The following is a 21,685-nucleotide window of genomic DNA, read 5'->3' as shown; positions in this document are numbered from 1 at the left end:
ACCTGTGCGCCCGGAACCGCAGAGGCTCCCGACCTCACACCTCACACACTCCCCCCGAACCCGACCGGCCGGAACACCGGCATCCCCTCCCGGAAGGCGACCTCCAGTTCCATCCCGGCCCGCAGCCGGTCGGGCGGGCACCGCACGATCTCCGTCATCATGCGCGGCCCCTCGGCGAGGTCGACGACGGCGGCGACGTACGGGGTGCGCGCGGCGAAGGGCGGCAGGTCGTTGCGGTGGACGACGGACCAGGTGTAGAGCGCGGCCCGGCCGCTCGCCCGCTCCCAGTCCACGTCCTCGCTCCAGCAGTGCGGGCAGAACTCGCGCGGGTAGTGGTGGGGCCGTCCGCACGCCCCGCAGCGCCGGATCAGCAACCGCCCCTGTGCCGCCGCGTCCCAGTACGTCCGCGTGAAGGCGTCCGCCTCGGGGACGTCGTACCGCCCGCTCACGGGAACAGCCCCAGCGCGCTGTCCAGCGACCACGTCTGCCAGGACATCCCGAACAGCGCCACCACCGAGATCAGCGCCATCATCGAGTTCTGCCCCTGCTCGGCCCAGTCGTGGATCATCAGCACGAGGTAGAGCAGATTCAGCAGCAGTCCGCCGACCAGGGCGACCGGGGTCAGGAAGCCGAGGATCAGCCCGAGGCCGAGGGCGAGCTCCGCGTAGACGACGACGTACGCCATGGCCTTCGGGTACGGCGTGACGACGACGTCGAAGCCGCTGCGTACCGCGTTCCACCGGTGCTTCGCCGCCACGTCCGCGGCCCAGACGATCCCGGCGCCCTCGAACCAGGCCCTCTTGTCCTTGTGCCGCCAGCTCTCCAGCCACCACAACCCGAGCCCTATGCGCAGCACGGCCAGCCACTGCGCACCGGTGAGCCAGATCGAATCCATGGATCTGACGGTACGTCAGCTAACCCCCTCCGGGAACCCCGCGTCGGCCGGGAGGAACGGGCCCCACACCGCCCGAGAAGCCTGTGCGTCCCCTTTGAGCGGTGTGCATCGTGAAGTCGCAGGTCGCGGGTCTGGTGTGAATGACGAGTGGGGTACTCGCGCCGGTCGGCGGCAGATGACCTTGGTGTAGATCATCGGGCGGGTCCGGTTCCGGCGGGATGCCGGGTTCGGCTGCGCCCGCGACCTGCTCCCGCCACGACCCGCCGGCAGGTCGGCACGCCACGAGATCGCGAGAGGGCCCGGGATGCAGGAGCGGCAGTGGATCACCGCTCGCCGGAGCGAACTGGATGCCCTCGCCGAGGAGTTGACCAAGCAGCTTCAGGAGGTCCAGGTCGAGCGGGACGAACTGGCGATCGCGGAGCGGGTGTTGAAGCCAAGCAGGTCCAGGCCAACACCGAGGCTGTCGCTCCGGTATCGGCGAAGGTGGCCGGGCGGGCAGTGCTGCTCATCCCGCAGCGACGCGGCCGATGAGGGCGCGCTGCCCGGCGACTACCGCAAGATCCTGACGATCGTGCGGGAGGCCGACGGCCCGGTGCAGGTCAGGGCGGTCGGCGAGCGGCTGGGCCTGAACGCCTCGGTGCGCCGCAAGCTGGAACCTCTGCGAGCGAAGATGACCAAGCTCGCCGACCGCGGCTGGCTGCACAAGCGGGGCGACGGGCGGTTCACCGCACGTCCGTGACCGCGTGAGCCGGCCGTAACTGGCGGGCCCCCGGCGGCAGTTGAGTTTGGCGTGAAGAAAAAACAACGGTCTCGCCGAGGGCCCTGACGGCAGCCCTGCTCGTGCTGACAAACCGGGAAGTCACCCGCTGACGGATGACCTTGTCGCTGGACTAAGGGGTCCTTTCACTATGCCCGTCCGGGTCGCGCGGCCTGGCACCGCACCTCGCCGCGTTGCCGAAACGCCCACGTGGCTCCGCCACGAGGCCGCTCCGGCGCCTTACGATGCACGGCACCAGACCATCTGACGTGCAGCTTTCACGATGCACCGACCTCACTGGTCGCCTGACCCCAGCCCGAGACCGAGCGTCCAAGGTCGGTCACGCGAAACGCGGCCGCGCGGCGATCATCACGCCAAGGAGCGGGGGTGGTTCTGGTCGCGCCAGGCCCGAGGCGAGATTCCGTACGTCTGTTTGAACACCTTGCTGAAGTGGGTGGCGTCCGCGAAGCCCCACCGTCGTCCTATCGCTTCGATGGTCCGCAGCCGCCCGTTCGGGCCGGCCAGCTCTCGCCTGCATTCGGCCAGGCGGTGTGTACGGATCCAGTCTCCGAGGCTGATGCCCGACCGGGACAGCACAGCGTAGAGATGACGCACGGAGATGCTGTGTGCTGCGGCGATCCGTGCCGCCGACAGATCGGGATCAGCCAGGTGCTCCCGGATGTATCGAGTGATCCGCAGGCTGAGTGTCGCCTCCAACGGCCCCTTGGTCAGGCTGGAGTTGCCGTGCTGGGACGTCAGGACGGCACGGAGGAGTTCGACGCTGGGTTGCACGACGGCGTCGGCGTGCACACCCTGGTGCAAGTCGTCGCTGACGGCCAGTTGGGCAAAGTATGTGAAGGCGAGGCGCGCAACGGGGTTGTCGGATCCCAGCGGGACCGCAGTGACGTCCCGGAGCAACCGGTCGGGGAGCGCGAGTGCCGCGCGGGGGAAACGGATGAAGCGGTAGTCGACTCCCTCGTCGAAGAGATGTGTGTAGGGAGCGATCGATTCGTAGACGGCGAATTCCCCCGGCCTCAGCAGGCACTCGCGACCGTTCTGCACCACCACGCTGCTGCCTGTCATCTGAACACCGAGAGTGACGGCCGGCTCCTCGTCCTTTCGGGCGAGCCGCTCCGTCCGACGGAGAGTGGCCGGGGTCGCCCGCGCCGAACAGATCCTGATGGGCCCCACGGTGCCGAGCCCTATGCGAACGGAGATGTCCTCAGCCGCAGGACGGTGGTCGATATCGACCGCCACCATGGATTCCCACACCGCGTTCCGGATCACTTCCTCCCGGTCCCGCGGCGGTATGAACGCGGTGTCCAGGACCGGGCTCATGAGGCAGATCCTCGTCCGTGTCGGTCACAGAGCCGGCCTGACAGTACCTCGGCCCGTTCCCCCACAAGTCCCCCTCGACACGGACGGTTCAGACATCAGTTTGGCCGGATTCGATCTCGCTGCGCAACGGCTTCACGGGGCACACACAGGACCCTCACCTGATTCAGCGTCAACTTGAGGCGGTGCACTACTGACAAAGTTCCCTGCACGGATGACAAAGTTCCGAAGCCCACGATGACCCTAAGGTCCATGGTCGAGGCCGTCACTCTTGAGGTGGCAGTGAAACTCCTGTCAATCGGCACACGAGTCGACTGTCGTCACACAGGCGCCTCAGTAACCACAGAGATGAATCGGGGAACCTGTGCGCATCACCGCAACAACACGAAGGGTCAGAAAGAACCTGGCGGCCTTCGCCGTTACCGCCGCTCTCGTCGGCGCCGGGACCGTCGTCGGCGCCTCCAGCGCCTCGGCCGCGACCACCTGGCAGGCGATGGACAAGGTCTGCAAGTCGTACACCGACGCCGACGGCGTCACTCCGATGGGGCAGATCTGCGCCGAGGTGCAGAAGCGCGTCACCGATACCGGCTCGGTCACCGGCTGGCGGGGAAGGGTGATCCTCTCCCCCGTCAACGGCTACGGGATGAAGCCGACCACCTATCACTGGTACACCGGCGAGCCCCTCGCCCAGGTCTGCACGGGCGGCTGCACCATGAAGACCGCCGCGTGGACCTCCGCCTGGTCCCCAGTCCAGACCCTCAACTCCGGGCCGTACAAGGTACAGGGCGAGTTCAGCGACGGCAGTGTCTGGGACCTCCACGCCTCCTGGGGCAGGTGGCAGACGGCGGCCGAGAAGTGCGCCACGTACGCGGCCGGCAAGGTGTGCGTGCGGTACCAGGTACGCCACTACCGCGACATCCCCCAGGAACGCAGCCGCCTCACCTACACGCCGGCCAGCGGCGGCTACATAATCCCGCAGTCGATCAAGGTCGGATCCATCATCGCCGGCGTCAGCACGTCCAAGACCCTCAACCTCTGCGACCCGTCGTGCACCAAGCGGACAAGCGCCTACTCCGCGACGGTGACCCGGACCACACCCAACCCCGCCGGCACCAACGAGAACGAGTACTACGCCACCGGCACCTTCAAACGGCCCAACGGCACGACGTCGACCCTGAAGGCAGCGATCACCGGCTGACCCCGGCACAACCGCTCACCACGACGGCCCGGTCCCCGCGGACCGGGCCTTCGTGGTGAGCGCCCAGCATGGGCGATTGCTTGGGGTGTGAAAGTCCCCTGGGGGAAGAGGTGGTGCCAACCCGGAGCCGGAGGCAAGGGCGTCATCGTGAGGTGGGGTCATGGCGCATGCTCGCGGAACGCGCGCCGGACAGCGCGACTGCCGACTACCTCCACGAGGTCTTAGAGCCCACTGCCCGGGCGATCACCGGCTTGGAACGGGCGCTGGAAGGCGTCGGTCTCCTGGATGAGGCCCTCGCGCTCGATCTCCGCCGCCCGCAGGACTACTTCGGCCGCGTCTGGTCCACCGCCTTCAGAACCGCGGATCTCGCCGAACCGCCAGAGTTCGAAGACGGTGATGCCGCATGACATCCACTGCCGACTCACCGGCCGCCGCCATCGCCGCCCGCTGCCGCCAGACCCACGACAAACTGATCCACTGGCTGCCCTTCGGAGGCCACTAGCAGGTGGGCGAGCGCCTTACCATCTGCCGCCTCCCATTGAGGTCGGTGCATCGTGAAAGCTGCACGTCAGATGGTCTGGTGTGCGTAGGCGTCGGGTGGCTCGGGCAGGTCCGGGGCGTTAGTCCAGCGACAAGGTCATCCGTCAGCGGGTGACTTCCCGGTTTGTCAGCACGAGCAGGGCTCGCACCAGCGCGGTCGCCCACTTCGGGTCGGTGCGGACCTTGGTGAGGACGCGCCAGTTCTTCAGATGGGCGAAGCCGTGCTCGACCGGGGCCCGCACCGCGGGCAGTGCCTTGTTGGACAGCTTCTGGCCGCGGGTCAGGGGCCGGTTCCGGCCGCCTTGTAGCCGCAGATCACCGCCGGGTCGGCGTCAGGAGGACCGTCGTCGAGGCCGACGAACCCCAGGTCGACGATGGCGCCGAGCCCGGCGGCCCGCAGGTGGGCGGTGAGCTTGTCGTGGCGGCAGACGGTGATCTCGGATGTGCGTCCGGGCCGCACCGCGGAGATCCACACCAGTCGGCCGCGGTCGTCGGTGAGCGCGATCACGAGCAGGCCGTGGCATTTGTGCTTGCCCGAGTAGTTCCGCCGGTTGTCCGTCCCGGTGCGTATCAGGGAGCCGTCCAGCAGGACCACGCCGCCGCCCCTTCGGGCGATCTTCTTCAACGCGGGGTCCAGGCGCGGGGCGCGGCCGGCCAGCAGGCCGACGACCTCGCGCACCCACCGGCTCACGGTGGTGCGGTGCACCCCGTTCCCGCCGGCCAGATCGTCGGGCCGCTGGTCGCAGCGCAGCACCGCCAGCACGATGCCGGCGATCTTTCCGGCGGGCAGCGCCCGCCACCGGGAGCCGATCTTCTTCAGGTGGCCGCGTATCAGGGCGGCGAGATAGTTCAAGGGCGCGCTCGACAGCGGCAGGCGGGTGGTGTGGACAAGGCCGTCATGGCCCTCGGCGAGACCGTTGTTTTTCTTCACACCAAACGCTGGCCGCCGGATACGTCGTCGTCGAGCCCGGCGCCCGCGGCCGCACCCTGAAGAACGCCGACGGCGAGTACTACGGCACCGCCCCGGCCGCCATCGTCGACCTCAAGGCCGCCGTCCGGTACGTCCGTTTCAACAAGGGCCGCATCCCCGGCAACACCGACCGGATCGTCTCCGCCGGCACCAGCGCCGGCGGCGCCCTCTCATCCCTGCTCGGCGCCTCCGGCGACAGCCGGATCTACGACAGGTACCTCAAGGAGCTCGGTGCGGCCGACGCCTCCGACGGGATCTTCGCGACCGGCGCCTGGTGCCCGATCACCGACCTGGAACACGCCGGCGGCGCCTACGAGTGGAACTGGGGCACCAACGCCCTCAGCACGGGCAAGCAGGTCGACCAGACGGTCTCCAAGGAGCTCCGGTCCCAGTTCGCCGAGTACCAGGCCGCCCTGAAGCTGCGCGGCCTGAACGGCTTCGCCACCCTCACGGCCCGCAACTACGACGAGTACCTGGTCAAGCAGTACCTGGAGCCGTCGGCCACCAGGTACCTCGCCGCCCTGTCGGACTCCGACCGCGCGGCCTACCTCGCCGCCCACACCTTCATCACCTAATCCGGCGGCAAGGCGTCCTTCACCTGGACCGACTTCCTCACCCACGTGGGCGGCCACAGGAAGACCGTCCCGGCCTTCGACGCCTTCGACCTGTCGACCGGCGAGAACAACCTGTTCGGCAAGGGCACCACCCAGACCCGGCACTTCACGGCGTACGGCCTGAAGAACGACACCACCGGGCTCACCGCCAAGCGTCTCGACAGTGACCTCCCCGAGACGCTGAACCTGATGAACCCGATGTACCACCTCGCGAAGAAGAACCCCAGCCGCTCCAGGCACTGGTGGATCCGCCTCGGCACGAAGGACAGCGACACCTCGCTGACCGTCTCCGCCAACATCGCCGCCGCCGCGGCCGGTCTCGGCGACGACGTCGTCCACCTCTACTACTGGGACGAGGGCCACGGCTCGAACACCGACCCGGGCGACTTCGTCACGTGGATCGCCAAGGTGACGGGCTACAGGAAGAAGTAGTCCCCGCAGGAGTCCTCGAAGTAGCCCCGCGGGAGCCCCGAAGAAGTCCTCGAAGTAGCCCTTGGGAGCCGCGAAGAGGTCCTCGTAGTGGCCCCGAAGAAGCCCCCCGAACGCGGCCACAGGTTTCCCGTCATGACTCCGGCCGCCGCCCGCGACGCCGAGCCCGCCACACCCTCCGGGCTCGGCGTCGCGACCTGTCCCGAGTCCTGCACAACCACGCGCTCCACGCCACGGGTCCCACCCACTCCCCCTACAGCCGTGATCAATCCGCAACCGATTCCGGTCTTGACCGAGACCCATCAACCCGGCATGTGATTACGCTCGCGCACATGGCCGACCCCACAGCGTCCTCCCCCGGCTCCGCGAGTCCCGCGGAGCCGAACCAGGCAGACCGTCCCGTGTACGTCATCGGCGGCGGCCCGGGCGGACTCGCCGCCGCGTACGCACTGCGCGCCAAGGGACTGCGCGCGGTCGTGCTGGAGAAGTCCGACCAGGTCGGGGCGTCCTGGCGGCGCCACTACGACCGGCTGCACCTGCACACCACCCGCCGGCTGTCGGACCTGCCCGGGCTGGCGATGCCGCGCCGGTTCGGACGCTGGGTCTCCCGGGACGACGTGGTGCGGTACCTGGAGAAGTACGCCGAGTACCACGAGCTGGAGATCGTCACCGGCGTCGAGGTCTCCCGTGTCGAGCGCTCCCCCGACGGCACCGGCTGGCTGCTGCACGCCACCGGCGGCCGGGAGCTGACCGGCGCCGCGGTGGTCGTCGCCACCGGCTACAACCACACCCCGCGCATCCCGGACTGGCCGGGCCGCGACACGTACACCGGCGAGCTCCTGCACGCCGGCGACTACCGCAACCCCGAGCCCTACGCCGGCCGTGACGTCCTCGTCGTCGGGGTCGGCAACACCGGCGCCGAGATCGCCGTCGACCTGGTGGAGGGCGGCGCCTCGCGAGTCCGGCTGTCCGTGCGCACCGTCCCGCACATCCTGCGCCGCTCGACGGCCGGCTGGGCCTCGCAGTACACGGGCGTGCTCGTCCGGCACCTGCCGGTGTCCCTCGTCGACCGGCTCGCGGGACCGGTGGGCAGGCTCAGCGTGCCCGACCTGTCCGCGCACGGCCTGCCCCGTCCCGACACCGGCCTGTACTCCCGCGTCCACGAGGGCTCGATCCCCGTCCAGGACGTCGGCCTGATCGACGCCGTCCGCAAGGGCAAGGTCGAGGTCGTGGCCGCCGTCGAGGCCTTCGACGACGGCAAGGCCGTCCTCGCCGACGGCACCCGCGTCGAGCCGGACGCCGTGATCGCGGCCACCGGTTACGCCCGGGCCCTGGAAGGGCTGGTCGGCCACCTCGACGTGCTCGACGCCCGCGGCAGGCCCGTCGTGCACGGCGCCCGCACCCCCGCCAACGCGCCCGGCCTCTACTTCACCGGCTTCACCAACCCCATCAGCGGCATGCTCCGCGAGCTGGCCATCGACGCGGAGAAGATCGCGAAGGCCGTCGCCAAGGACGGAACGCGGCAGGCGTCCCGTCTCCCGGTGACGTAGAAGCCGCCTACCGGAACGTGGACGAGGCCTCCCGGGAGACGTAGTAGACGTCTCCCGGGTGATGCAGAAAACGTCACCTTCGCCCCGCCGCCGTGTACCGGCGAGAACCTCCAAGGCGAGGGGGGTTGCGTCCAGATCCGCCAACTTTGCGTGCACAGCCATTCCTGACGGAGCGTCAGTTCAGTAATCTGACACTGCGTCAGTTATTTCGCTGTCACACAGGAGCGGGCGGACCGATGCTTGGATCAACCCACGGCACCCTCACCACCGACTCCCGCGGAGCCCGGGTCATCGCCTGCGGCGAGCAACCCGGCCCCGCCGTCCACGGCCGGCCCGCCGAGGTCGACGATCTCGACGTCAGCGGACGGCCGCTGTACTCCACGGTCCCCGATCTGGACCGTTTCTTCCACCCCGGGTCCGTCGCGGTCGTCGGCGCCTCGGACACGGAGGGCCGCCCGAACACCGGCGTCACCCGCCAACTGCTCGCCTGGTCCGAACGCGTCGGGGCACGACTGCATCCCGTGCACCCCACCCGCCCGTCCGTCTTCGGCATCCCCTGCTCCCCTTCCGTCGCCGACCTGCCCGAACAGGTCGATCTCGCCGTGCTGCTGGTCGCCGACCCGCTTCCCGTGATCGAGGAACTCGCCGAGACCAAGGTGAGGTTCGCGGTCGTCTTCGCCTCCGGGTTCGCGGAGACCGGGGAGGAGGGTGCCGCCGCGCAGGCCCGCCTCGCTGCGGCCGTGCGCCGGTCCGGGATACGGCTGTTGGGGCCCAACACGAACCTCAACGCCTTCGAGCACTTCCGGGACGACCTGGACGGTCCGGCGATCGCGCTGATCACCCAGTCCGGCCACCAGGGCCGCCCCGTCTTCGCCCTCCAGGAACTCGGCATCCGCCTCTCCCACTGGGCGCCCACCGGCAACGAGGCCGACCTGGAGACCTCCGACTTCCTCTCCTACTTCGCCGAGCAGCCCGAGGTCGGCGCCATCGCCTGCTACGTCGAGGGGCTGAAGGACGGCCGCTCCTTCCTGCTCGCCGCCGACCGGGCCGCCCGGCGCGGGGTGCCGGTCGTCGCGGTCAAGGTGGGCCGCACCGAGACCGGCGCCCGCACGGCCGCCTCCCACACCGGCAAACTGACCGGCGCGGACACGGTGGTGGACGCGGCGATGCGGCAGTACGGGGTGATCCGGGTCGACGGCCTCGACGAACTACAGGACACCGCGGCCCTGCTGGCCCGCGCCCGGCCGCCCCGCGCCGACGGTGTCGTCGTGTATTCGATCTCGGGCGGCACGGGCGCGCACGTCGCCGACCTGGCGACCGAGGCGGGGCTGCGGCTGCCGGAGCTGTCGGGCGCCAGGCAGGCCGAACTGCACCAGTGGATACCCGAGTACCTGAACGTGTCCAACCCCGTCGACAACGGCGGGCACCCGGTCGGTGACGAGCGGGGCCGGAAGATCATCGACGCGATCCTCGACGACCCGGAGGTCGGCGTCCTGATCTGCCCGATCACCGGGCCCTTCCCGCCACTGAGCGACAGGCTCGTCCAGGACCTGGTGGACGCGGCCGAGTCGACGGACAAGCTGGTGTGCGTGGTGTGGGGGTCGCCCGTCGGCACCGAGCCGGCGTACCGCGAGGTGCTGCTCGGCTCGTCCCGGGTGGCCACCTTCCGCACGGTCGCGAACTGTCTCACCGCCGTCCGCGCCCACCTCGACCACCACCGCTTCGTGACCGGCTACCGCTCCCCCTTCGACTCGGCGCCACGCACCCCCTCGCCGTCCTTCCGCAAGGCGCGCGAGCTGATGCGCCCCGGCCAGCAGCTGAGCGAGCACGCGGCGAAGCAGTTGCTGCGGGCGTACGGAATCCGCGTACCGCGCGAGCAGTTGGTGACCAGCGCGGCGGCGGCCGTCCGCGCGGCCGGGCTGGTGGGCTACCCCGTGGTGATGAAGGCGTCCGGCGCGCGGATCGCCCACAAGACCGAGCTCGGCCTGGTGAAGATCGGCCTGACATCGGCCAGCCAGGTCCGGGACGCCTACCGGGAGCTGACCGACATCGCCCGCTACGAGGACGTCTCCCTGGACGGCGTCCTCGTCTGCCAGATGGTCGAGCGGGGCGTCGAGATGGTCGTCGGCGTCACGCACGACCAGCTCTTCGGGCCGACGGTGACGGTCGGGCTCGGCGGCGTGCTCGTCGAGGTACTGCGGGACGTGGCCGTACGCGTGCCGCCCTTCGGCGAGCGGCAGGCGCGGGACATGTGCGACGAACTGCGGGGGCGGGCCCTCCTCGACGGGGTCCGGGGGCGCCCCCCGGCGGACCTCGACGCGCTCGTCGAAGTCGTCCTGCGTGTACAGCGCATGGCCCTGGAACTCGGGGACCATCTCGCGGAGCTCGACATCAACCCGCTGATGGTGCTGCCGCAGGGTCAGGGCGCGGTGGCGCTGGACGCGCTGGTGGTGTGCAGCTGAGTTGACTTCCTCCCCCGCCTAAAGGCGGGGGATTCCAGCGGTCGCCCGCCGGGTTTCCTGCTTCACCCACGACCGCCCCGTCCGGGAAGACTCCCGTTGAGGTCTTATACCGTCTCCACAGGCAGACGCCGCCAGCCCGGCGGCCAGGATGTTGCGTGCCGCGTTCACGTCGCGGTCATGCACGATGCCGCATTCGCACGTCCACTCGCGGACGTTCAGCGGCATCTTCGCCGCGACCGTGCCGCAGGTTCCACACAGCTTCGAGCTGGGGAACCAGCGGTCGATCACCACGAGTTCGCGCCCGTACCAGGCGCACTTGTACTCCAGCATCATGCGGAGGTCCGTCCATGCCGCGTCCGAGATGGCGCGCGCGAGGCGCCCGTTCTTCAGCAGGTTGCGGACGGTGAGGTCCTCGATCACGACCGTTTGGTTCTCACGGACGAGTCGAGTCGACAGCTTGTGGAGGAAGTCGCGGCGCCGGTCGGCGATCCGTGCGTGGACCTTGGCGACCTTGCGCCGGGCCTTCTCCCGGTTCGCCGATCCCTTCACCTTGCGGGACAACTCCCGCTGCGCCTTGGCGAGGCGGGCACGGTCGCGGCGTTCGTGCTTGGGGTTGGCCACCTTTTCCCCGGTGGACAGGGTTACGAGGGAGGTGATACCGGCGTCCAGGCCGACAGCCGCGTTGGTTGCGGGGGCCGGGCTGATGGTGTCATCGCACAGCAGGGACACGAACCAACGGCCCGCGCTGTCGCGCGACACGGTCACCGTGGTCGGCTCCGCACCCTCGGGCAGCGGACGCGACCAGCGGATGTCCAGTGGCTCCGCCATCTTCGCGAGCGTGAGCTGTCCGTCGCGCCACTTGAAGGCACTGCGGGTGTACTCGGCCGACGCCCGGGACTTCTTCCGCGACTTGCAGCGCGGGTACTTCGCACGCTTGGCGAAAAAGTACCCGAACGCCGTCTGAAGGTGGCGCAGCGCCTGTTGGAGCGGGACAGAGGACACCTCCGCCAGGAAGGCCAGCTCTCCGGTCTTCTTCCACTCCGTGAGCGCGGCAGACGACTGCACGTAGGAGACGCGGCGCTGCTCGCCGTACCAGGCCCGTGTGCGCTCCTCCAGCGCCTTGTTGTACACGAGGCGGACACAGCCGAACGTTCGCGACAGCTCAGCTGCCTGCCCATCCGTGGGGTAAAAGCGGTACTTGAACGCCCGCTTGACCTGCTGCGTCATACCTCACATTCTATCAGATTCCGTGTAAGCAGCTGCTGTCGGCCGGTGGCCGCAGACGCCGAATCGCCCTGGAGGCGATTCACCTTTCCCTGCCCTGCTCCGCAGGAGCTTCGTTTCCTCCCCGGCCTGAAGGCCGGGGTATCCACGAAGGAGTCACGATGAACACGCCTGATTACCCCCGTACATACGCGAATGCCTCGGAGACGGAAAAATCCGCTGAGTCATTGGTACAGCACGCCACTGACAATCAGGTCTGCCGCATCACGCTCAACCGCCCCGAAACCCTCAACGCCCTCACCCCTGACCTGCGCGAACGCGTCATCCGGCTGCTGTCGGAGGCCTCCGCCGACCCTGCCGTACGGGCCGTCGTCATCACCGGAACGGGCCGTGGCTTCTGCGCGGGCGCGGATCTGCGCGGCGGACCACCGGCGGACGACCGCGTCGCCGGTGACGTGGCCCGCACGATCCGCCTCGGCGCCCAGCGTCTGGTCGCCGCCGTCCTCGACTGCGAGAAGCCGGTCGTCGCCGCCGTCAACGGCACGGCGGCCGGCCTCGGCGCCCATCTCGCGTTCGCCTGCGACCTCGTACTCGCCGCGGAGTCCGCCAGGTTCATCGAGGTGTTCGTACGACGCGGGCTGGTCCCGGACGGCGGCGGCGCCTACCTCCTCCCCCGCCTGATCGGCCCGCAGCGCGCGAAGGAGCTGATGTTCTTCGGCGACGCGCTGACCGCGCCGGACGCGGAACGGCTCGGTCTGGTCAACCGGGTCGTGGCGGACGGGGAGTTGGACAAGACGGCCCGAGAGTGGTCCCAGCGCCTGGCCGCCGGTCCCACCCGCGCCCTCGCTCTCACCAAGCAGCTGGTCAACGCCTCCCTGGACACCGACCGCACGACCGCCTTCGCCGCGGAGGCCGCCGCGCAGGAGATCAACATGACGACGGCGGACGCGCGGGAGGGCGTGGCGAGTTTCGTGGAGCGCAGGAAGCCCGAGTACCGCGGGCGATGAGCGCCTCCACGCCCCCGCCCGCCCCTTCCTATCTGACGTACCGTCAGCTTCAATGGTGGATGTGATGGGACACGCAGGAATGGCCGCCGCAGCCGTCCGCTACCTCAGGGCCAGGCCCCGCCCGGAACCCGTGGAGCCGTTGCCGCGCCCGGAGTTGCGCTGCGTCGGCGAGGACGAACGACCGCCCCTCGACCCCGCCGAGTTCCGGCGTGTGCTGGGGAACTTCGCGACCGGAGTGACCGTTGTCACCGCACCCGCCGCCGACGGCGAGTCCGCACCCGCCGGCTTCGCCTGCCAGTCCTTCTCCTCCCTCTCCCTCGACCCGCCCCTCGTCGCCTTCATGGTCGGCCGTACGTCCACGACGTGGCCGCGCATCGCCCGCGCCGGCGTCTTCTGCGTCAACGTCCTGGGCGCCCACCAGGCCGGGCTCTGCCGCGGCTTCGCGGTGAGCGGCGCGGACAAGTTCGCCGGCGTCGCACACGACGCGTCCCCCGTCTCCGGCTCCCCCCGCCTCGCGGACACGCTCGCGTGGATCGACTGCACGATCCACGCGGTGCACACGGGCGGGGACCACCTGATCGTGGTGGGGCGGGTGGACGCGCTGGGCACGGGCGACGAGCAGGCCGCACCCCTCCTGTTCCACAGGGGGCGCTTCCGCTAGGCCGCCACCCTTACCGGCGCTCCCTGCCGCCGGATCACCAGCGCCATCAGCGCCGCCGCCGCGCACAGGGCGCCCGACGCGTACCAGACCGTGTCGTACGTGCCGAAGACGTCACGGGCCACACCCCCGAGGACGGCCACGATCGCGGCGCCGACCTGGTGGGCGGCGAGGACCCAGCCGAAGACGATCGCGCTGTCGTCGCCGTAGTGCTCGCGGCACAGGGCCACGGTGGGCGGGACGGTGGCGACCCAGTCCAGGCCGTAGAAGACGATGAAGAAGAGCATCGGCGGGTGGATCGACGGGGCCAGCAGCATCGGGAGGAAGAGCAGCGAGATGCCTCTCAGCGCGTAGTACACCGCCAGCAGCCGGCGCGGGTCGAAGCGGTCGGTGAACCAGCCGGAGGCGATCGTGCCGACGACGTCGAACACGCCGATGACCGCGAGCAGCGAGGCCGCTGCCGGGGCCGGCATGCCGTGGTCGTGGGCAGCGGGCACGAAGTGGGTCTGGACCAGGCCGTTCGTCGAGGCGCCGCAGATCGCGAAGGTGCCGGCCAGTAGCCAGAAGGGGCCGGTGCGGGCGGCCTTGAAGAGGACGGCCACGGCCCGGCGCGCGGCTCCCGGCACGGGGGCCGGCTTCGGCACGAACTCCTGCGCGCCGTACGGGTTCAGCCCGACGTCCGCCGGGTGGTCGCGCAGCAGCAGCCATACGAACGGGACCACCGCGAGGGCGGAGAGGGCGACCGTGACGACCGCCGGGCGCCAGTCGTGGTACTCGACCATCAGGGACAGCACCGGCAGGAAGATCAGCTGGCCGGAGGCCGAGGCGGCGGTGAGGATGCCGGTGACCAGGCCGCGCCGCTCGGTGAACCAGCGGTTGGTGACCGTGGCGGCGAAGGCCAGCGCCATCGAGCCGGAGCCCAGGCCGACCAGCAGACCCCAGCACAGCAGCAGCTGCCAGGCCGCCGTCATCCACACGGTCAGACCGGACCCGATCGCGATCATCATCAGGGCCGCGGCAACGACCCGACGGATGCCGAAGCGGTCCATCAGCGCGGCCGCGAAGGGCGCGGTGAGCCCGTACAGCGCGAGGTTGAGGGAGACCGCCGCCCCGATCGTGCCGCGGGACCAGCCGAACTCCTGGTGCAGCGGGTCGATGAGCAGCCCGGGCAGGGAACGGAAGGCGGCGGCGCCGATGATCGTCACGAAGGTGACGGCAGCGACGAACCAGGCTCTGTGGATGCGGGACCGTTTCCTTCCGGCGCGGGAGGCGTCTACGGCGGCTTCGGTTGTCTGGGTCACGACATAGAGCCTTCCGCCCCTGGCTCACCTGATCGAGTGGCCCGAAAGACAGCATTCGCTAGAATCAGGCCATGGAAACGGCCACAGGCTCCCCGGGCTTCCGTCCGCACCGCGTCGTCGTCCTCGCCCTCGACGGTCTGCTCCCCTTCGAGCTGGGTATCCCGCACCGCATCTTCGGCCGCCCCAGGGACGCCGAGCGCCGGCACCTGTACGAGGTGATCACCTGCTCGATCCGCCCGCCGGGCCCGGTCGAGACCGACGCCGACTTCGCCATCGAGGTCGCCCACGGCCCGGAAGCCCTGGCCACCGCCGACACCGTGATCATCCCGGCTTCGTACGAACTCGGCCCGGTCTTCGAGCAGGGCGTGCTGACCGACGAACTGGCCGCCGCGCTCGCCCACATCCGCCCCGGCACCCGTCTCGCCTCCATCTGCACCGGCGTCTACGTCCTGGCCGCCGCCGGCCTCCTCGACGGCCGCCCCGCCACCACGCACTGGGCGGACGCCGAGCGCCTGCAGCGCCTCTTCCCGCGGATCAGGCTCGACGCGGACGTCCTGTTCATCGACGACGGCGACATCCTGACCTCGGCGGGCGTCGCCGCCGGCATCGACCTGTGCCTGCACATGGTGCGCCGCGACCACGGCACGGCGATCGCCAACAACGTGGCCCGCCGGATGGTCGTACCGCCGCACCGCGACGGCGGACAGGCGCAGTTCATCCAACGCCCCGTGCCCGACCCGCAGCTCGCGACCACGACCGCCGCCCGCGCGTGGGCGCTGGGCCGCCTCCACGAGCCGATCCAGCTGCGGGACATGGCCGAGCAGGAGGCCATGTCGGTGCGCACCTTCACGCGCCGCTTCCGCGAGGAGGTCGGCGTCAGCCCCGGCCAGTGGCTCGCCCAGCAGCGCGTGGAACGGGCCCGGCACCTGCTGGAGTCCACCGACCTGTCCGTCGACCAGGTGGCCCGGGACGCGGGCTTCGGCACCGCCCAGTCGATGCGACAGCACCTACAGGCCGCCCTGGGCGTCAGCCCCACCGCCTATCGCCGCACCTTCCGGGCCGGAACCGCCGGAACCGGCATCGGCGAACCCGAGGGCTACGGCGGTGCCGCCACCCTCCGGTGAACGGCCGGAGCGGCGCACCTCGCCCCACCAGGGGCTCAGAACGTCAGCACCCCCCGAGCCACCCTCCCCGCCTCCGCGTCCGCCACCGCCTTCTCGAAGTCCTCCACCGGGTACGTCTCGGTCACCAGCTCGTCGAGGAGCAGCCGTCCTTCCCGGTAGAGCTCGGCGTACAGCGCGATGTCCCGCTGCGGTCGCGAGGATCCGTACCGGCAGCCCAGGATCGACTTGTCCAGGTACATGGACGAGACGAGGAAGGACGCCTCGGCCGTGGCCGGGGGGACGCCGAGCAGCACCGCCTGGCCATGGCGGTCCAACAGGTCGATCGCCTGCCGGATCAGCTCGACGCGGCCGACGCACTCGAAGGCGTGGTCCGCCCCCGTCGGCAGGATGTCCCGGACCCCGTCCGTCGAGGTCAGGAAGTGGGTGGCGCCGAACCGCCGCGCCACCGCCTCCTTGGCCGGGTTCGTGTCGACGGCGACGATCCGCAGCGCGCCCGCGATCCGCGCGCCCTGAAGGACGTTCAGCCCGATGCCGCCCGTGCCGATCACCAGCACGCTGTCCCCGCGGTCCACCTCGGCCCGGTTGAGCACGGCGCCCACGCCGGTCAGCACTCCGCACCCGATGAGTGCCGCGGACGTCGACGGGATGTCCTTCGGGATACGCACTGCCTGCACGGCCTTCACGAGGGTCCGTTCCGCGAAGGCGGAGTTGGACGCGAACTGGAACACCGGCCGCCCGCCCCGCGTGAACGGCCGTCCCGGCCGCCCGATGGCCTGCCGGCACATCGTCGGCCGTCCCCGGTCGCACTCCGCGCACGCGCCGCAGTTGGCGAGGGTCGACAGGGCCACGTGATCCCCGGGGGCCACATGCGTGACACCGGCCCCGACGGCCTCCACCACCCCCGCCCCCTCATGGCCGAGCACCACGGGAACGGGGAAGGGTATGGTCCCGTCCGCCACGGACAGATCGCTGTGGCACAACCCCGCCGCCGAGATCGCGACCAGCACCTCCCCGGGCCCCGGATCCCGTACGTCGAGATCGTCCACGACCTCGATCCGCGTTCCGTCGAACACCACGCCTCGCATCACGCAGCCCCCTGTCAGCCCTTGGGTTCTCTCGGCAGACCGAGCACGCGCTCGGCGATGATCGTGCGCTGGATCTGGTCGGAGCCGCCGTAGATCGTGTCGGCCCGGGAGAACAGGAACAGGTTCTGCAGTGCGTCGAGTTCGTACGGCGCCGAAGCCGACCACGGGGCCGGTCCGACCGTCCCCGCCGCGCCCCGCACCAGCATCGCCAGCTCCCCGAGCCGCTGATGCCAGCCGCCCCACAGCAGCTTGGCCACACTGGGCGCGCCCGCGTCACCCGAACTCCCCAGCGTGCGCAGGGCGTTCCAGCGCATCACGCGCAGCTCGGCCCACTGCCGCACGAGCCGTTCCCGTACGACGGGGTCGTCCACCGCGCCGGACTCGACGGCGGTCCGTACGACCCGCCCCAACTCCTGGGCGAAACCGATCTGCTGGGCCAGCGTCGAGACTCCCCGCTCGAACCCGAGCAGGCTCATCGCGACCCGCCAGCCGCCGCCCTCACCTCCGACGACGTGCTCCACGCGCGCGCGTGCCCCGTCGAAGAAGACCTCGTTGAAGTCGCTCGTGCCCGTCAGCTGCCGAATGGGCCGCACTTCGATCCGGCCGGGCTGGTCCATGGGAACGAGCAGGAAGGTGAGCCCGTGGTGACGTCGCGAACCTCCCGCCGGGGCCGGGGGAACCCGGTCACGTCCCGGTTCCGTGCGGGCGAGGACGAAGCACCAGTCCGCCTCGTGCGCGAGGGACGTCCAGATCTTCTGGCCGGTGACGCGGTACGTCCCGTCCGCGCTCCGTTCGGCCTTGGTCCGCACCCCGGCCAGATCCGACCCCGCGCCGGGCTCGCTGTACCCCTGGCACCAGAGTTCCTCCCCGGCCGCGATCGGGGGCAGGAACCGGGATCGCTGCTCCTCGGTGCCGTGCGCGAGAAGGGTGGGGCCTAGCAGGTTCTCGCCGATGTGACCGGAGCGTGGCGGCGCGGCCGAGCGCGCGTACTCCTCGGCCCAGACAACCTGCCGGGTAAGCCCGACTGTCCGGTTGCCGTACCCGCCCTCGGCCCACCCGAGCCCGATCCAGCCCGCTTTGCCGAGGGTCCGCTCCCAGGTGCGGCGGTCGAGGGAGCTGTCGGCGTGTGTCGCCAGCCACTCCCTGGCCTCCCCTCGGAACGCCTCGTCCTCAGCGGCCAATCCGAAGTCCATCGGGGTCTCCTCTCCACGTGGGACGCGATGACCAGGGGCGCGGGGAACCGCGCGACCCGCCACAGACAACCCGTAGCCGCCCTTCGCCAGCACCGCCCGAACTACCGGGCGTTCGGCCTGTCACGCCGCGCAGCGGCGAGTTCCATCCCCGCCACCTGCGAAAGCATCGGCATCGGATCCACCCCCACCGACCCCGGCAGGAACTGGGCGATCCGCTCCGGCGTCCACCCCGCGCCCTCCGCATACGCGGACCGCAGCTCCCGGGGCTGAGCCCACACCGCGATCTTCGGCCCGGCGATCGTGTACACCTGCCCCGTGATCCCCTGCTCCCTCGCGCGATCCGACAGCAGGTAGACCACGAGGGCGGCCACGTCCTCGGGCTCACCGATCTCGGTGAGTTCCATGGGCACGTTCGCCGACATCCGGGTACGGGCCACGGGCGCCACCGCGTTGGCGGTCACCCCGTACTTGTGCAGGCCGAGTGCGGCGCTCCGCACCAGCGAGATGACCCCGCCCTTCGCCGCGCTGTAGTTGGCCTGCGACACCGAGCCCTGGTGGTTGCCGCTGGTGAAGCCGATCAAGGTTCCCGCGCGCTGTTGCCGCATGACCGCCGAAGCCGCCCGGAACACCGTGAACGTGCCCTTGAGGTGTGTGGCGATCACCGGATCCCACTCGTCCTCGGACATGTTGAACAGCATCCGCTCGCGCAGGATCCCGGCGACGCACACGACCCCGTCGAGGCGCCCGTACGAGGTCAGTGCCGCATCGACGACCCGCTGCCCGCCCGCCATCGTCGAGATGTCGTCGGCCACGGCGACCGCTTCGCCGCCCGCCGCCGTCACCTCCTTGACGACGGACTCGGCGATCTCACTGGTCGGCGAGCCGCCGTCCATGGAGACGCCGTAGTCGTTGACGACGACCCGCGCCCCCTCGGCCGCCGCGCCCAGGGCGACCGCCCGGCCGATGCCCCGCCCGGCGCCCGTCACGGCGATCACCTTGCCTGCCAAGAAGTTCCCCATGCCGGCCCCTTCCCGCGGTTTCTGACGGACCGTTAGATTCTATGGCCCGTCAGATGCGTGGAGACAAGCCCCCGGGAGCAGAGATGTCCATGCCCGCACTCCATCCGGCGTTTCACGACATCGCCAAGCGCGTGAACAACTGGGGCCGCTGGGGGGACGACGACGAGATCGGCACCCTCAACCTGATCACCGACGAGGTCGTCCGCGAGGCCGCGACCTGCGTACGGAGCGGTCTCCGGGTCCCTCTCGCGCTCCCTCTCCAACAGGACGGCGTCCAGACCGGGCTGATGCCGGGCCGGGTCAACCCGCTGCACACCATGGTGCAGATCAACCAGGAGATCTTCGGCCCGGGCACGGTGGCGTGCAGCGACGACGCCGTGACGATGGGCCTGCAGGCCGCCACTCACTGGGACGCGCTGACCCACGTCTCACACTCGGGGCGGCTCTACAACGGCCGCCCGGCCGGCACCATCACCCCGCACGGCGGCGCCGAGTTCAGCAGCATCGACAAGGCACGGCACATCGTCTCGCGCGGGGTGCTGCTCGACGTGGCACGCGCGCGTGGCGTGGCGCGGCTCGACGGCGCGCACGCCGTCACCCCCGAGGACCTGGAGGCCGCCGAGGAACTCGCCGGTACGCGCGTGCGTGCCGGTGACGTCGTGCTCGTACGGACGGGGCAGATCCAGGTGTATCTGGCGGGCGACAAGCAGGCGTACGGCCATCCGTCACCCGGCCTGTCGATCCGCACCCCCGAGTGGTTCCACGCGCGCGATGTCGCGGCGGTCGCGAACGACACCCTGACCTTCGAGATCTTCCCGCCGGAGGTCGAGGATCTGTGGCTGCCCGTACACGCGCTCGACCTCGTGGAGATGGGCATGCTGCAGGGCCAGAACTGGAATCTCGAAAAGTTGTCCACAGCCTGTGGACAAGCGGACCGTTACACGTTCCTGCTGTCGGCGATGCCCGAACCCTTCGTCGGCGCCACGGGTACCCCCGTGGCACCCGTCGCCATCCTCTGAGTCCCGTGGGCCGTCGGTCGGCGGCGCGCAACTGCCCGCCCCGAGCACGGCATCGCGCGCCGCCGACCGACTCCGGCGCACTCTCCCCACCGGTCCCTCCTGGCCCTGAAAGAACCGACGCCGAATCACGACCCGCACTCGTCGAGGGCTCCCGTCACCGGAACCCTCGGCGTCCCCTCACGGCGAATCGCTGAACACAAGCGTGATCAAACGGTCACGTGGCGTCAACACCTGTTCGGGGATTTATCGCTTACGTCCTGCTTGTCATGGGCGCGCACGGAAGCACGTCCCGGCGCACAGATTCACCGCAGATCAAGGACGACAGCGCTTTCTGCCACCGTGCACCAAGTCGCCCACACGCGACGAGGCTTCGGCCCGTCGCCCGTCGCCCGTCGCCCGTCGCCCGTCGTTCAGCGTCCGTCGTCCACCGTGCGCCGGTCACACGGCCTCGAACGCCAGCCCCTCATACGCCGAAGCGCCGCCCCCGTAGGTCGCCGTCCCCTGACGGGGCGCTCCGCACCGGTCCAGTTCGCACCAGATGCGCTTGCCGGCGCCTTCGGGGCTCCAGCCCCAGCGGTCGGCGAGCCCGTCGACGAGGGCGAGACCGCGGCCGCCGGTCTCCTCACCGTCCGCGCACCGCGGCACCGGGGCACGCTCGCTGCGGTCGGCCACCTCGAGGCGCACGGTGGCCGGCTCGGCCTCCAGCAGCGGCAGGGAGAGCCGCAGCACGGCCGGACAGCCGGTGTGCACCACGGCGTTGGTGACCAGTTCGGAGACGAGCAGGATCAGGATCTCCGCGAGCGGCTCGTCGTCCCCTATGCCGGACCCGGCGAGGCGTGAGCGGGCCCACCTCCGGGCTCGCCCGACCTCAGAGGGGTCGGGCCGGATCTCCAGCTGCACTTGAAGCACCTGCACCGCTCACACCATCCGAACCGGCGGACACATAGCCTCGCGCCTCACGAGGGCCACGATCGTAGCCATTTTTTGCATGGCCAGAACAATGGCCAAAGCCGGGGTCACGGAACGTGAATCCCTTATGAGACAGCATGGTTGACGTACAGTCACCCCAACAAGCGCTTCGGGCATATTCCAGCGCGAAGGAGTACCCGTGCGCCATACTGTGCGACGCTCGTCGAGGGAAGTCGAACAAGCAGGGGCCGACGGCCTTCCTGCCCTGCGAACAGCGGCGCGCACCGCCGGATCCGGAGCCGCCTCGAAGGCGGCACCGGCATGGCTCGTGCTCGGAACCATTCGCATCCCACACAAGGTACCGGAGCGACCGACCGACTCCGGGACGTGACGAGT

The 21,685-nt window shown here is 70.2% G+C and carries 17 protein-coding genes and 3 pseudogenes; 10 read left to right on the top strand and 10 right to left on the bottom strand.

Going from position 1 to position 21,685, the window contains the following annotated elements; translation table 11 throughout:
• Positions 1-41: 41 nt before the first annotated feature.
• Together KUM49_RS46690 and KUM49_RS46685 are read right to left on the bottom strand one after the other, a co-directional pair.
• The gene (locus tag KUM49_RS46690; protein WP_217243088.1) at positions 42-449 is read right to left on the bottom strand and encodes a Zn-ribbon domain-containing OB-fold protein; all 408 of its coding nucleotides are present in this window, start codon (positions 447-449) and stop codon (positions 42-44) included.
• Positions 446-895, bottom strand: coding sequence for a DoxX family membrane protein (locus KUM49_RS46685; protein WP_217243087.1), 450 nt, complete (start codon positions 893-895; stop codon positions 446-448). The genes KUM49_RS46690 and KUM49_RS46685 overlap by 4 nt, the downstream gene beginning before the upstream one ends.
• Before the next feature lie 304 nt (positions 896-1,199).
• Here KUM49_RS46685 and KUM49_RS49600 point away from each other — a divergent pair.
• Positions 1,200-1,634: pseudogene (locus KUM49_RS49600) on the top strand (hypothetical protein).
• Between the two features lie 387 nt (positions 1,635-2,021).
• On the opposite strand, the gene KUM49_RS46670 reads toward KUM49_RS49600, so the two are convergent.
• Positions 2,022-2,990, bottom strand: coding sequence for a helix-turn-helix domain-containing protein (locus KUM49_RS46670; protein WP_217243086.1), 969 nt, complete (start codon positions 2,988-2,990; stop codon positions 2,022-2,024).
• 361 nt (positions 2,991-3,351) lie between these two features.
• Between KUM49_RS46670 and KUM49_RS46665 the strand changes: the two genes are divergently transcribed.
• Both KUM49_RS46665 and KUM49_RS46660 read left to right on the top strand, forming a co-directional pair.
• On the top strand, positions 3,352-4,185 hold the full coding sequence (locus tag KUM49_RS46665) for a hypothetical protein (protein ID WP_217243085.1): 834 nt from the start codon (positions 3,352-3,354) through the stop codon (positions 4,183-4,185).
• Between the two features lie 167 nt (positions 4,186-4,352).
• A complete protein-coding gene (locus KUM49_RS46660; RefSeq protein WP_254402837.1) occupies positions 4,353-4,592 on the top strand; it encodes a hypothetical protein in 240 nt (79 codons plus the stop codon).
• Positions 4,593-4,829: 237 nt separating this feature from the next.
• Here the strand turns inward: KUM49_RS46660 and KUM49_RS46655 are convergent.
• Positions 4,830-5,656, bottom strand: a pseudogene (locus KUM49_RS46655) (transposase family protein).
• 5 nt (positions 5,657-5,661) lie between these two features.
• Between KUM49_RS46655 and KUM49_RS46650 the strand changes: the two are divergent.
• The 3 genes and pseudogenes from KUM49_RS46650 to KUM49_RS46640 form a co-directional block, all read left to right on the top strand.
• Positions 5,662-6,741: pseudogene (locus KUM49_RS46650) on the top strand (subtype B tannase); the annotation flags it as partial.
• A gap of 329 nt (positions 6,742-7,070) precedes the next feature.
• Positions 7,071-8,288 (top strand): NAD(P)/FAD-dependent oxidoreductase, encoded by a 1,218-nt coding sequence (locus KUM49_RS46645; RefSeq protein ID WP_217243084.1) that lies wholly within the window; start codon positions 7,071-7,073, stop codon positions 8,286-8,288.
• Between the two features lie 236 nt (positions 8,289-8,524).
• Positions 8,525-10,750, top strand: coding sequence for an acetate--CoA ligase family protein (locus tag KUM49_RS46640; RefSeq protein ID WP_217243083.1), 2,226 nt, complete (start codon positions 8,525-8,527; stop codon positions 10,748-10,750).
• Between the two features lie 18 nt (positions 10,751-10,768).
• On the opposite strand, the gene KUM49_RS46635 is transcribed toward KUM49_RS46640, so the two are convergent.
• Entirely contained in the window at positions 10,769-11,977 is a 1,209-nt protein-coding gene (locus KUM49_RS46635; RefSeq protein WP_217243082.1) for an RNA-guided endonuclease TnpB family protein, read from the bottom strand.
• Positions 11,978-12,135: 158 nt separating this feature from the next.
• On the opposite strand from KUM49_RS46635, the gene KUM49_RS46630 reads away from it, so the two are divergent.
• Both KUM49_RS46630 and KUM49_RS46625 read left to right on the top strand, forming a co-directional pair.
• Positions 12,136-12,981 (top strand): enoyl-CoA hydratase/isomerase family protein, encoded by an 846-nt coding sequence (locus KUM49_RS46630; RefSeq protein ID WP_217243081.1) that lies wholly within the window; start codon positions 12,136-12,138, stop codon positions 12,979-12,981.
• Between the two features lie 64 nt (positions 12,982-13,045).
• The gene (locus KUM49_RS46625; protein WP_217243080.1) at positions 13,046-13,642 is read left to right on the top strand and encodes a flavin reductase family protein; all 597 of its coding nucleotides are present in this window, start codon (positions 13,046-13,048) and stop codon (positions 13,640-13,642) included.
• On the opposite strand, the gene KUM49_RS46620 is transcribed toward KUM49_RS46625, so the two are convergent.
• Entirely contained in the window at positions 13,639-14,940 is a 1,302-nt protein-coding gene (locus KUM49_RS46620) for an MFS transporter (RefSeq protein WP_217243079.1), read from the bottom strand. The genes KUM49_RS46625 and KUM49_RS46620 overlap by 4 nt on opposite strands.
• A gap of 71 nt (positions 14,941-15,011) precedes the next feature.
• Here KUM49_RS46620 and KUM49_RS46615 point away from each other — a divergent pair, with 71 nt between their 5' ends.
• On the top strand, positions 15,012-16,064 hold the full coding sequence (locus KUM49_RS46615; protein WP_217243078.1) for a GlxA family transcriptional regulator: 1,053 nt from the start codon (positions 15,012-15,014) through the stop codon (positions 16,062-16,064).
• Positions 16,065-16,099: 35 nt separating this feature from the next.
• Here KUM49_RS46615 and KUM49_RS46610 read toward each other — a convergent pair whose 3' ends face one another.
• From KUM49_RS46610 to KUM49_RS46600, 3 genes are all read right to left on the bottom strand, one after another.
• Positions 16,100-17,149, bottom strand: coding sequence for a Zn-dependent alcohol dehydrogenase (locus KUM49_RS46610; RefSeq protein ID WP_217243077.1), 1,050 nt, complete (start codon positions 17,147-17,149; stop codon positions 16,100-16,102).
• A gap of 14 nt (positions 17,150-17,163) precedes the next feature.
• The gene (locus tag KUM49_RS46605) at positions 17,164-18,342 is read right to left on the bottom strand and encodes an acyl-CoA dehydrogenase family protein (protein WP_217243076.1); all 1,179 of its coding nucleotides are present in this window, start codon (positions 18,340-18,342) and stop codon (positions 17,164-17,166) included.
• Between the two features lie 101 nt (positions 18,343-18,443).
• A complete protein-coding gene (locus KUM49_RS46600) occupies positions 18,444-19,361 on the bottom strand; it encodes an SDR family oxidoreductase (protein ID WP_217243075.1) in 918 nt (305 codons plus the stop codon).
• A gap of 83 nt (positions 19,362-19,444) precedes the next feature.
• Between KUM49_RS46600 and KUM49_RS46595 the strand changes: the two genes are divergently transcribed.
• The gene (locus KUM49_RS46595; RefSeq protein WP_217243074.1) at positions 19,445-20,380 is read left to right on the top strand and encodes a cyclase family protein; all 936 of its coding nucleotides are present in this window, start codon (positions 19,445-19,447) and stop codon (positions 20,378-20,380) included.
• A 438-nt stretch (positions 20,381-20,818) separates the two neighbouring features.
• Here the strand turns inward: KUM49_RS46595 and KUM49_RS46590 are convergent, their stop codons facing one another.
• The gene (locus KUM49_RS46590; protein WP_217243149.1) at positions 20,819-21,280 is read right to left on the bottom strand and encodes an ATP-binding protein; all 462 of its coding nucleotides are present in this window, start codon (positions 21,278-21,280) and stop codon (positions 20,819-20,821) included.
• Positions 21,281-21,685: the final 405 nt, after the last annotated feature.

Origin of the sequence: Streptomyces sp. AC555_RSS877 (assembly GCF_019049245.1) — a bacterium.
GTDB lineage: Bacteria > Actinomycetota > Actinomycetes > Streptomycetales > Streptomycetaceae > Streptomyces.
This window is presented reverse-complemented; position numbering and strand designations above follow the sequence as displayed.